We start from the raw sequence: 11662 nt of genomic DNA, 5'->3' as shown, positions 1-11662 counted from the left end.
CGAATGACTTCTCGCGCTGCGAATCAAGGATCCGGTAGCGGTACAGCGCCTCGAGCCGGAGGGCTTCGTTGGCAGGCTTGTCGGGCTTGATCATGCAGCGTCACTTCCGGCAGGTCACTGCAAAGTCTAGCTGATGCCGGCACTACCGCGCGTTACCAGTCCAGCTGCTTCGGCAGCAGGCCCTGCAGCTCCTGCTCGGTCAGGTTGCGCCACTGGCCCGGCTTCAGCGCGCCGATCTTGATGTTGTCGATGCGCACGCGGCGCAGCTGGGTCACGCGATAGCCGAACTCGGCAGCCATCAGGCGGATCTGCCGGTTCAGGCCCTGCTGCAGGGTGATGCGGAAACCGAACTTGGCGATGCGCGAGGTCTTGCACGGCAGCGTCATCTGGTCGTGGATGCGCACGCCGCGCGCCATGCCGCGCAGGAACTCATCGGTGACCGGCTTGTTCACCGCCACCAGGTATTCCTTCTGGTGGCCGTTCTCGGCACGCAGGATCTGGTTGACGATGTCGCCATTGCTGGTCATCAGGATCAGGCCTTCGGAGTCCTTGTCCAGGCGGCCGATCGGGAAGATGCGCTGTTCGTGGCCGACGAAGTCGACGATGTTGCCCTTGACCGAAGTTTCGGTCGTGCAGGTGACGCCTACCGGCTTGTTCAGTGCGATGTAGACGTGGCGGCGGGCGCCGGGCTTGCGTGCCACGCGGGCGCGCAGCGGCTGGCCGTCGACCAGCACCTGGTCTTCCTCGCCTACCACCGCGCCGGTACCGGCCGGATGGCCGTTGACGGTAACGCGGCGCGCGGCGATCAGGCGATCGGCCTCGCGGCGGGAGCAGAAGCCGGTGTCGGCGATATGTTTGTTGAGTCGGGTGGTCATCGGCCCATTATCCGGCATCGCCGCCCGCTGCGCTTCACGCCAGGGCGGGCGGATCGAGCTCCTCGCCGTCGAAGACCCGGTTGCGGCCCGCCCGCTTTGCCACGTACATGGCATGGTCGGCGCGCCGCAGCAGCCCGGCCAGATCGTCCTCGCCCGGTCGCCACTGCGCCAGGCCGATGCTGGCGGTAACCTCCAGCCCCGGCACCTGCAGGGCCTGGCCAGCCTCGGTGATTCGCTGGCGCAACCGGTCCAGTCGCGCCGAAGCGGCCTCGCGCGGCATGCCCGGCATCAGCAGCAGGAACTCTTCGCCGCCCATCCGTACCACTTCGTCCTGGCTGCGCACTGCCATGCGCAGGGCACGCGCCACCGCCACCAGCACCAGGTCGCCCACGGCGTGACCATGGCGGTCGTTGATGTCCTTGAACAGGTCGATGTCGAGGAAGCCGATCACCAGCGGGCCACGCTCGCGGTCGACCCGCTCAAGGTGGCGGGCCAGCTGCTGCAGTCCGGCGCGACGGTTGGGAAGCCCGGTCAGGCCGTCGGTCTCGGCCAGCTGGCGAAGTTCATCACGCTGCTGGCGCAGCCGGCCCAGCCGCTGGTTCAACGCATACGCGGCCATCATCAACAGCCAGGTCACCGCCAGCTGCAGCGCCTCCACCCGGTATTCCAGCAGCCACGCCGCACCACAGGCATCGGCGATGATCAGTACCAGCATCGGTGCCAGCGCGGCCAGACCCGCCTGCGCCCAACGGTCGCCGCGCCAGCGTGCCCAGACGCCGACCATCAGTGCCAGGCCACATCCGGACAGATAGGACACCTGCAAGCCCTTCGCGACCCAGGCCAGATGCTCCCAGCGCAGCCACGGCACCAGCACGGCCAGCGCCATCAGGGCCCACAACACCGCCAGTTGGGCCGGGCGCGATCGAGGCAGCACGCGATCGCCTCCGTTCAGCCGCCACAGCGCCGGCAGCACCAGTGCCTGGGTCGCAGCGGTCAGCGCCAGCAGCCACCATGCGCCGTGCTCGCCCACCGGCAGCCAGGGTTCCGGATAGCCGCTGAGCCCGCCGAGGATTGCCTGCCACAGCACCATCACGGTGGTGCCGGCGATGTAGACCAGGAAACTGCGGTCCCGGGTGGTCAGGAAGGCCATCAACGCCGACAGCGCCAGCGCGATCGCCACCGCGATGCAGGCCGCGCGCACCAGCAGGCGGGCGGTGTCGTTCTGCTGCACCGGGCTGGGCGCGCCCAGCCGCAGGGTCGGTACCCAACGTGTCTTCAGCGGTGTCTGCCAGGAGACCAGGAACGGCTCATGGCTGCCGGCCGGCGGTACCGCCACCAGGCCGATGCCAGCCCGGAAACGTGAATCGCGGGTGCGCGCGTCGTGCATGTTGCCGCAGATCTCGCGGTCACCATGCTGGACGCGCACTTCACCGGCAAAGACGTTGAACACGTCCAGCGCCTGCGGTTGGCCTGACCAGCCCTGCGGCGGAGCCGGTACCAGCACCTGCTGGCGGGCGCCGGACAGCATCTGCGGCGTGCATGCGCGGTGCGGCGTCGGCTCGTCGGTAGCGCCGCCGACCAGGAGATAATCATGGCCCGACACGGCCTCTGCAGCCTGAAGCGGCCACGGCAACGCCAACCACACCATCAGGACGGCCAGCACCGCTCCTGTTCCATACCGCCACTGCCTGCCGCCCACGCCACGTCCTGTTCCTGCTTACGTCCGCGCCCACTGCGCGCCGCCCCTGACGCGCATTATCGCAGCCGGGCACGCCATGCATGTGTACACCAAAGTCGGCGCCCGCGGTTCAGCCAGCCGCCGGCGGCCCCTTCACCGCGACCAGCCGTACCGGGCGCAGATCGACCAGGGTCAGCCGCTCCAGCGGCTGCGGCCGTTCGATGGCATAGCCCTGCAGCCCCTGTACGCCAAGCCGGGTCAGCGCACCGGCAACCTCGGCGGTCTCCACCCACTCGGCCACCACTTCCATCTGCAGCTCGCGCCCGAGCTCGCTGATCGCGCGCACCGTGGCGTGGCTGACAGGGTCCGTATCCATGTCGCGCACGAAGGCGCCGTCGATCTTCAGGATGTCCGCCGGCAACTGGCGCAGGTAGCCGAAGGAAGACAGGCCGGAGCCGAAGTCATCCAGCGCCATCCGGCACCCCCGTGCCTTCACCGCATCGATGAAGGCGCGGGCCTGGCTGAGGTTGCTGATCGCCGCAGTCTCGGTGATCTCGAAGCACAGCTTGGAGGCCAGCGCGCGGTTGCGCTCGAGCAGGTCGCAGACGAAGGCGAGGAATCCCGGCTCGGCGATCAACTGCGCGGACACGTTGACGTTGCACAGGCCCAGCTGGCGCACGTGCGCCGGGCACACCTGCAGGTGGCGGAACAGCAGCCCGAGCACGTGCCGGTCCAGCGCCACCGCCATGCCATAGCGCTCCACCGCCGGCATGAACTGGCCGGGCAGATGCAGGCTGCCATCGGTGCCACGCATGCGCACCAGCACCTCGTAGTGCAGGTAGGACGGATCCCCCACGCGGGCGATGCGCTGTGCATACAGCAGCATGCGATTCTCGGCCATCGCCAGGCTGACGCCCTGCAGGCGCTCGGCCTCCTGCCGCCGCTCCTCCAGCGCCATGCGGTTCTCATTGAAGCAGTGCACGCGGTTGCGCCCGGCCTGCTTGGCGGCATAGCAGGCGCTGTCGGCGGCACTCATCAACCAGTTCACGTCCGGCGCGTCTGCACTGACCTCGACCACGCCGATGCTGCAGCTCAGCTGCGGGCTGCCCTCGCTGATCGGAAACGTGGCCTGGCCCAGGTTGCGGATCACCCGCTGCAGCACGCGCTTGGCCTCGTCCTGCCCGGCATGGGCGAGGAACACCGCGAACTCGTCCGCACCCAGCCGGCCGACCCAGTCACCATCACGCACCGCCGCCACCAGGTACTCGGCGAAGGCGCGCAGCATCTGGTCACCAGCGGCGTGGCCGAAGCTGTCGTTGACCAGCTTGAAATGGTCCAGGTTGATATAGCACAGCGCGTGCGTGCCGCCTTCGCTGCGCACCTGCAACAGCGCGCGTTCCAGCAGCCGTTCGATCTCGCGGCGGTTGATCAGGCCGGTCAGCGGGTCATGGCTGGCGTGGTGCTCGATCTCGCGCGCCAGTGCATGGTTCTGGCTGACGTCCTCAATGATCGCGAACACCGACAGGCCACCGGCGGCGCTGCGCACGCCGGTGCCGCTCCAGCGGCCCCAGACCAGGCTGCCATCGCGACGGCGGAAGCGCAGTTCGCTCGGCCGCAGCTGCCGGTCCCAGTCGATACGGCCCACCCCATCGATCACCAGCTCGCCGTCCATCAGCAGATCGCCCAACGACATCTGCAGCAGCACGTCGCGCCGGTAGTCGAGGATATCGGCCATCGCCTGGTTGGCTTCGATCACCTTGCCTTCGGTGTCGAGCTTGAGCATGCCGACATTGGCCTGATAGAAGGCGGCGCGGAAGCGGCTTTCATGTTCGGTCAGGTCCTTGCCGACGCGGCGCGCGAGGGCCACCGCCATCAGGCTGATCGCAAGCACCGACAGCCCACCAACCACGAGCGTGGCGATCCGCACCATCGTGGCCATGCGCAGCAACGCTCGGGAAAACGACTGCGCCTGCACCTGCAGCCGCCGGTCCAGATCGCGCAGCTGTTGCAGGTAACGGTCGCGGTCGGCCACTGGCAGCGTGCCTTCGGCGTGCGCCGACTGCAGCTCGGCGACCAGCCGCTGCACCGCCAACAGGTCATCGTCGGTCTGCCGCCACAACGCGGTTGCTTCGCGGAAGGCGCCGATGTCGCGTGCATAGCGGAACGAGAACACCAGACGCGGGATATCGGCATGCGCGTTGCCACCCTGCAGGAAGCCCTGCCGGGCCTTCTCCTCGTCCGGTACCGCCTGTTCCAGCGCCAACCGGGCCTGCAGATCTCCCAACGGAATCCGCAGGGCCTGGCGCGCGTCCTCCAGGTCCTGGGCATGGCCGCGCGCCAGGTAGCGGCTCAGCGCAGCAGTGGCATCCTGCTGCCCGCGTGACCAGTAACCCTGCCCGGCGATCCAGGCCGTCGAAGCCGCCTGCAGTTCCTGGATCAACGCGGACAACGCGACCAGCCCGATCGCCATGCCCGTCAACAACGCAAAGCGCAATCCCAGCCCACGGGTCATCGGCACCCGCCGGCTCTGCTGGTCCGTGCCACTTCTACCCATCCCGGATCCCCCCGAATGTGCTGCGGTGACAACCTGCCTTGGAACCGGCCCAGCCTATGACCGGCAATGTGTGGGCCATGCGAAAAAGGGGACGGAGGGGATTAAGTCGTTTTCGGCATAAGCGCATGGCCTGCCATTTACGACTTAATCCCCTCCGTCCCCTTTTCCTGTACGCCAGCCCGGGGGCTGGCGTTGTTATGGACGGCTGCGGGTGCGGCTTAGAAGCTGCGCGGGCCGCGCGGCTTGAAGCCGTCACGACGCGGCGGGCGGCTGTCGCGGTCACCGCCGCGGTCGCCACCATGGCCACCCGGACCACCCGGGCCACCACGACGCGGGCCACCCGGGCCGCCCGGGCCACGCTTGTCGAAGCGCGGCTTGAACGGACGCGGGGCCGGGTTGGTTTCTTCACCCGGAGCCAGCGCACGCATCTGCAGCTGCTGGCCGGACACCCACACCTTCTGCAGGTGCGACAGCACGTCCGGCGGCATCTGTGCCGGCAGGTCCAGCAGCGAGAAGTCGTCGTGGATGTCGATGCGGCCGATGAAGCGGCTTTCCAGGCCCGCTTCGTTGGCAATGGCGCCGACGATGTTGGCCGGCTTCACGCCATGCTGATGCCCCACCGAAATGCGGTAGGTCTCCATGCCCTGCTCCGGTGCACCACGCGGCGGAACCTCACGGCGCGGACGCTGCTCGAAACCACCTTCGGCGTCGTCGCGACGCGGGCCACGCTCGAAGCGCGGACCGCGCTCGTTGCGGTCGAAGCGATCGCCACGCTCCGGACGGTCGCCACGGTCGAAACGCTCGCGCGGGGCGCGCTCTTCACGCGGGGCACGCACCGGCGGCTGCAGCAGGAACGGGGTGTCACCCTGCAGCATCCTGGCCAGCGCGGCGGCGATCTCGATGGCCGGCACGTTCTGCTCGTTCTCGAAGCGCTCCAGCAGCTGGCGGTAGAAGTCCAGGCCACCGGCACCCAGGGTTTCGCTGATGCGCGAGGTGAACTTGTTGATGCGGGTGTCGTTGACCGCTTCCACGCTCGGCAGCTGCATCTCTTCGATCGGCTGGCGGGTGGCGCGCTCGATCTGGCGCAGCATGCCCTTCTCGCGCGGGGTCGCGAACAGGATCGCCTCGCCGCTGCGGCCGGCACGACCGGTACGGCCGATGCGGTGCACGTAGCTTTCGGTGTCGTACGGGATGTCGTAGTTCAGCACGTGGCTGATGCGCTCCACGTCCAGGCCGCGCGCGGCCACGTCGGTGGCAACCAGGATGTCCAGCTTGCCTTCCTTCAGCATAGCGATGGTGCGCTCACGCTGGGCCTGCTGCATGTCGCCGTTGATGGCGGCAGCGGCCAGGCCACGGGCCTGCAGCTTGCTGGCCAGTTCTTCGGTGCCGGCCTTGGTGCGCGCGAAGATGATCATCGCGTCGAACGGCTCGACTTCCAGGATGCGGGTCAGCGCATCCAGCTTGTGCATGCCGCTCACCCACCAGTAACGCTGGCGGATGTTGGCCGAGGTGGTGGTCTTGGCCGCAATGGTCACTTCCACCGGATCCTGCAGGTAGGTCTGCGCGATGCGGCGGATCTGCGGCGGCATGGTGGCCGAGAACAGGGCCACCTGGCGCTGCTCCGGCAGCTTCTTCAGCACCGCTTCGACGTCGTCGATGAAGCCCATGCGCAGCATTTCATCGGCTTCGTCCAGCACCAGGGTCTTCAGCTCGGACAGGTCCAGGGTGCTGCGGTCCAGGTGGTCGATCACGCGACCGGGGGTACCGACCACGATATGCACGCCACGGCGCAGCGCCGACAGCTGCTGCCCGTAAGGCTGGCCGCCGTACACCGGCAGCACGCGGAAGCCCGGGATCTTCGACGAGTAGGACTGGAACGCCTCGGCGACCTGGATGGCCAGTTCGCGGGTCGGCGCCAGGATCAGGGCCTGCGGCTTGATCTGCTGCAGGTCGATGTTGGACAGTACCGGCAGTGCGAACGCAGCGGTCTTGCCGGTACCGGTCTGGGCCTGGCCCAGCACGTCGCGGCCTTCCAGCATCGCCGGGATGGTGGCGGCCTGGATCGGCGACGGGGTTTCGTAGCCGATGGCGGTGACCGCCTGCATCACGGGCTCGGACAGGCCGAGCTGCGCGAACTGCAGCGGCGCTTGGGAATCTTGGGACATGGGGAACTCCGAAGGCACTGCCGTCTTCCTGGCAGTGCGATAAAAAGGGATGGTCCGCGCTTTGGGCGCCCTTCTTATCGCGTGCCCTGGCGCTGCTCGGTCGGAGGAGATTTCACTCGCTCAGAGCGGGATGATACCGCATTGATCCTGAACGAGGTGTACAGCTTTCCGTGCGCGTGCCGTCGAGCCCGTGCTGGCGCACAATACGCGCCCGCTTCCCGGCCCGGCCGCTGGCCTGCGCCCTCTTCCCAGGAACCCGCTCCATGCAGATTCTCGAATTCGACCTCGACGGTGACTACGTCGAACTCAAGCAGCTGCTCAAGCTGGCCGACCTGGTCACCAGCGGCGGCGAGGCCAAGATGGTCATCAGTGAAGGCCAGGTGCGGGTCGATGGCGAAATCGAGCTGCGCAAGGCCTGCAAGATCCGCGCGGGCCAGGTGGTCGAATTTTCCGGCAGCCAGATCCGGGTGCTGGCTGCCGGCTGATCTGAAGCCGTTCAGGCCACGCGCTGGGTCAGGTGCGAGGCGATCAGCTGCCTGAACGGTGCCACGCCCTGCGCCAGGCGCAGGCCAGCCGCACGCAGCAGGCGCGCCGGGCGACGGTCGTCGGTGTACAGGCTGGCGATCGCATTGGTGGCTTCGTACAGCGGCCGCGACGCCAGCCGATGGCCCCGCTGGTAGCTGGTCAGCATGCCGGCGGCAGCAATGTCGGCACCGCGACGCTGCTGCGCGACGATGCCCTGCGCCAGCCGCTGTGCGCTGGCCAGGCCCAGGTTGAAGCCATGCGCGGTGACCGGATGCATGCCGACTGCGGCATCGCCGATCAGCGCAGAACGCTCGCCGACGAAACGGTGCGCGTACACACCTACCAGCGGGTACGCCTGCGGCGTCGCCACCGGCTGCATGCGGCCCAGGCGATGTTCAAAGCACGCACTGATGGCATCGCCGAAGGCCACCTCATCCATCGCCAGCAGTTCTTCGATCTGCCGCGGCTGCAGCGTGATCACCGCCGATGCCTGGCCCTCGTTGAGCGGCAGCAGCGCCATGGTGCGGCCGTAACCGAACCATTCCCAGGCCGTGTGGTGATGGTCGCGCTCGACCTGCATGCGGCACACCAGCATCGACTTGCCGAAGTCGCGCATCTGCGCACCGATGCCAAGCATGCGGCGGGTGGCGGAGAAGCGGCTGTCAGCCGCGACCAGCAGGCGGGCGTGCAGTTGGCTGCCGTCATCGAGTCTGACCACGTGGCCCTGCGCATCGGTCTGGACGCGCTGCACCTTGCGCCCGTCGAACAGGTCCAGACCATCCTGGTCCTGCACGGCATCCCATGCAGCGCGGCGGATCAGATGGTTGGGCACCAGCCAGCCCAGCGGCTGGCCGTCGACCTGGCTGCTGGCGAAGGTCAGCGCGAACGGCGAACCGCCGTTCATCACCTTGGCATCGCGCAGTTCAGCGACTTCGGCCGGCGGCAGGCGCTGCCACAGCCCCAGCTGCTCCATGCTCTGCCGCGAGGCATGGGTCAACGCGATCTCGCGGCCATCGAAGGCGGCCTCGGCCAGCGCCTGGCGCGGTTGAACTTCGACCAGCCCAACCTGCAGGCCACTGCCGGCCAGCGCCCGAGCGAAGCACAGGCCCGCCGGTCCGGCGCCGACCACCACCACGTCCATCCTGCGCATGCGCGCCTCCTGCCGTTGATTCAGTTCGGGCCAGCATAGCGCCGCGCGCCTGACCGGCCTTGATCTGGATCAGGCGCGGGTCACAACAACGCGAACACCAGCGCCAGGATCGACAGCAGCGACACCAGCCACACCAGGCTGCGCAGGTAGGGCACGCCGGCCGCGTACAGGGGCAGATAGACCACACGCGCCCAGAAGTAGGCCTGCGCAGCCAGCGCCGTGGTGCCGTTGCCGCGACCGGACACGACTACTGCAATGGCGGCAGCGGCGAAGAACGGGAAGGTTTCCAGGAAGTTGGCCTGGGCCCGCTGCAGGCGGCCGGCCAGCGGGCTGAGCGGCTTTGCATCGCCATCGCGTGCCGAGGCATTCCACTTCATCCCGCGCTCGCGGGTGACCACGGTGGAGGTGGCGAAGATGTACACGAAGCCGAGCACGATCGACCAGGCCAGCATTGCCAGTTCAGTTGCCATCGCTCATCTCCTCAGGGTGCCGACGCACGCAGGCTGTAACCGGCCAGGCGCCACACCTGGTCTTCGTCGAAACGGAACGAGACCAGCTCGCGCACCGGCTGCGCGCTGTTGGCGAAACGGGTCGGGAAGCTGACGTTGATGTACAGCCCTTCCGGCACCGCAGCACCGGCGCTGTACTTGACCCGGGTGATGGTGGGCTGGCCACGCCCGGCCAACGCACCCAGGCGCGCACGCTCGGCGGTCAGCTGGCTGACGAAGGCGGCCTTCGGCACCGCACGACGGGCGACGGCCGAAGCGCCATCCCACAGTTCGCCGGCGCGGTTGGCATCGACCAGCTGCGCCGCCTTCAACGCAGCCGCGCCCATTTCGGCATCCTGCTTCTGCACCTGGGCCTGCTGCGCGGCGGTCAATGCCGGAGCGCCGGCGGTGGCCGGTTTCGCAGCCGCCGGCGATGCCGGGGCCGGGCGCGCGGGTGCCGGTGCCGGCGTGGCCGGCGCAGGTGCCTGCGCCAACGCAGTCAGGGGCAGCAGGGACAGCAGCAGGAGCGCGCGCTTCATGGACACCGCCGGTTCTCGAGGAAAGGACCGCAGTCTACGCCAGCGCGGTGAGCGGTTCGTCAGCGCGCGTGGGCGTTGCCTTCCACCGCCGCCGCATCGGCCTGCGCCGCAGACTTGCCTGCATCGTCGGCTGCCTGCTCGGCCATCGGCGGTTCCGGCGGTGCCGGGGGCAGCGTCGCCACATCGATCTCCGACAGCGGGCTTTCGTCCGGGCACACCGCGTCGGGAAAGCCGAAGCGCTGTTTCAAGGCCTGGCCGCAGCTGTTGATCGACTCCATGTCGGCGCCTTCGCGCTTGCATTGCTGGTCGAAGGCGACCAGGAACGCGTCCTTGCGCTGCACGAAATCATCGCCGCAGGCACGCATCTGCTTGATCCGTTCCAGATCATCCTGCACCGCATTGGTCCCATCCAGGCCGTACTGGCGCAGCTCGTCCGGAGTCAGCAGGCGCAGGCTGCGGTTGGGCACGGTCATCATCAGATCGGCCACGCCCACCGCCACGCCATTGCGCTGCAGATAGTCCTTCACGTTGTCGTAGACCTCGTGCAGCTCGCGGTTGAGTTCCGCGCGCGAGGTGGCCTTGGAGCTGATCCGCATCATGCGGTGGATGCCGACCTTGCCCGACAGCAGGCGGTTGTCACCGGCGGCCAGCACGAACACGCAGGCGCTGTGGCAGATCGAGCCTTCGCGCACCCAGATGGTCCAGCCGGATTCACCGATGCTGTCACCGGCAACGATCGCCGATTCCACCTGGCCGCCGCTGGAATCCAGATCGAGGATGCGCTTGTGGATCTTCTGCTGGTCGGCGACCACCGCCAACCGCCACATCATCTCGGCGAAGCCCGGATTGATCTTGCCGGCGTAACGCACGCGCATCAGGCCGCGCTCGGCGCACGGCGCCAGCGCCTGAGTGATCTGCTCGCGCTGCAGGCCTTCCAGCTCGACACCGTCGCCGGCATCGCCAGCATATTCCGTGCTGCAGCTGACCCAGGCACGGCCATTCTCAAGCTGCGCCTGCGGCCACGGCCGATCCGCCTGGCTGCGCGGCGGCGCTGGCGGTGGCGGTGCATCGGCCGCATTGATCGACACCATGTTCTCGCCATCGCTGGCCGGTGCCCGCGCCGCCTTGTCGGCAGCAGTCACATTGCCCGGATTTTCCAGCTGGCTGCAGCCCGCCAGGGCCAGGCACAACAGGGACAACCAGCGGCGTTTGGCGGACATCGGGCAACCAGTCTTCACGTGAGCAGGAGCCACAGTCTACCCGTCCGGGGCACCCGTTCAGCGCGTGGCACTGAACCCCTTCTGACCCTCTGGCTCCAACCTTTTCATTACAGCGTCTTGCACCACTCCATCCACGCATGGCGTGGGTCTACCGTGTCGACCAAGGTCGACACCCAGAGCGGGATGCCGTTCCGGCAGGCCGCGGGAAACTGTCGAAGGCGGGGTGGGTCCGGTGGCAGGGGCGTGAGCGCCATGGATGGCGCGACCGAGCTACAGGGACGTACTTGCAGCGCCCCCTGCCACCGGCCCCCCCCCCCCCGCCCCCCGGGAGCCGGGGGTTTGTGTTTGCGCGGCGGGTGCCGGGCGCCGCCCGGCCCAACCCTCTTCAGCATCCATGTCCGAATGTGGCGAGTATCTCCAGCCGCACACGCCTAGACTGGCGCCATGGATACCGCCCTCGCCCTCGAC

At 68.2% G+C, this 11662-nt stretch carries 9 protein-coding genes; 1 reads left to right on the top strand and 8 read right to left on the bottom strand.

Annotation, left to right across the window (positions count from 1 at the left end):
* Positions 1–152: 152 nt before the first annotated feature.
* From R5H29_RS18510 to R5H29_RS18495, 4 genes are all read right to left on the bottom strand, one after another.
* On the bottom strand, positions 153–875 hold the full coding sequence (locus R5H29_RS18510) for a pseudouridine synthase (protein ID WP_019659152.1): 723 nt from the start codon (positions 873–875) through the stop codon (positions 153–155).
* Between the two features lie 34 nt (positions 876–909).
* A complete protein-coding gene (locus R5H29_RS18505) occupies positions 910–2574 on the bottom strand; it encodes a diguanylate cyclase (RefSeq protein ID WP_021203646.1) in 1665 nt (554 codons plus the stop codon).
* Between the two features lie 109 nt (positions 2575–2683).
* The gene (locus R5H29_RS18500) at positions 2684–5107 is read right to left on the bottom strand and encodes an EAL domain-containing protein (RefSeq protein WP_332329591.1); all 2424 of its coding nucleotides are present in this window, start codon (positions 5105–5107) and stop codon (positions 2684–2686) included.
* Between the two features lie 218 nt (positions 5108–5325).
* A complete protein-coding gene (locus R5H29_RS18495) occupies positions 5326–7272 on the bottom strand; it encodes a DEAD/DEAH box helicase (RefSeq protein ID WP_134729398.1) in 1947 nt (648 codons plus the stop codon).
* 263 nt (positions 7273–7535) lie between these two features.
* Between R5H29_RS18495 and R5H29_RS18490 the strand changes: the two genes are divergently transcribed.
* Positions 7536–7757, top strand: a complete 222-nt coding sequence (locus R5H29_RS18490) for an RNA-binding S4 domain-containing protein (RefSeq protein WP_019659156.1) — start codon at positions 7536–7538, stop codon at positions 7755–7757.
* 11 nt (positions 7758–7768) lie between these two features.
* Here R5H29_RS18490 and ubiM read toward each other — a convergent pair whose 3' ends face one another.
* The 4 genes from ubiM to R5H29_RS18470 form a co-directional block, all read right to left on the bottom strand.
* Positions 7769–8947, bottom strand: coding sequence for a 5-demethoxyubiquinol-8 5-hydroxylase UbiM (ubiM, locus tag R5H29_RS18485; protein ID WP_332329590.1), 1179 nt, complete (start codon positions 8945–8947; stop codon positions 7769–7771).
* Positions 8948–9027: 80 nt separating this feature from the next.
* Positions 9028–9417 (bottom strand): MAPEG family protein, encoded by a 390-nt coding sequence (locus R5H29_RS18480; RefSeq protein ID WP_021203642.1) that lies wholly within the window; start codon positions 9415–9417, stop codon positions 9028–9030.
* A gap of 11 nt (positions 9418–9428) precedes the next feature.
* Positions 9429–9974 (bottom strand): DUF4019 domain-containing protein, encoded by a 546-nt coding sequence (locus R5H29_RS18475; RefSeq protein ID WP_329841537.1) that lies wholly within the window; start codon positions 9972–9974, stop codon positions 9429–9431.
* A gap of 59 nt (positions 9975–10033) precedes the next feature.
* A complete protein-coding gene (locus R5H29_RS18470) occupies positions 10034–11194 on the bottom strand; it encodes a hypothetical protein (RefSeq protein WP_332329589.1) in 1161 nt (386 codons plus the stop codon).
* Positions 11195–11662: the final 468 nt, after the last annotated feature.

Source organism: Stenotrophomonas sp. A3_2 (assembly GCF_036624925.1).
Classification (GTDB): Bacteria; Pseudomonadota; Gammaproteobacteria; order Xanthomonadales; family Xanthomonadaceae; genus Stenotrophomonas; species Stenotrophomonas hibiscicola.
This window is presented reverse-complemented; position numbering and strand designations above follow the sequence as displayed.

Coding starts and splice junctions, on each gene's coding strand:
- R5H29_RS18490 (WP_019659156.1), top strand. CDS start 7,536: ATGCAGATTCTCGAATTCGACCTCGACGGTGACTACGTCGAACTCAAG.
- R5H29_RS18495 (WP_134729398.1), bottom strand. CDS start 7,272: ATGTCCCAAGATTCCCAAGCGCCGCTGCAGTTCGCGCAGCTCGGCCTG.
- R5H29_RS18510 (WP_019659152.1), bottom strand. CDS start 875: ATGACCACCCGACTCAACAAACATATCGCCGACACCGGCTTCTGCTCC.
- R5H29_RS18470 (WP_332329589.1), bottom strand. CDS start 11,194: ATGTCCGCCAAACGCCGCTGGTTGTCCCTGTTGTGCCTGGCCCTGGCG.
- R5H29_RS18475 (WP_329841537.1), bottom strand. CDS start 9,974: ATGAAGCGCGCGCTCCTGCTGCTGTCCCTGCTGCCCCTGACTGCGTTG.
- R5H29_RS18480 (WP_021203642.1), bottom strand. CDS start 9,417: ATGGCAACTGAACTGGCAATGCTGGCCTGGTCGATCGTGCTCGGCTTC.
- ubiM (WP_332329590.1), bottom strand. CDS start 8,947: ATGCGCAGGATGGACGTGGTGGTGGTCGGCGCCGGACCGGCGGGCCTG.
- R5H29_RS18500 (WP_332329591.1), bottom strand. CDS start 5,107: ATGGGTAGAAGTGGCACGGACCAGCAGAGCCGGCGGGTGCCGATGACC.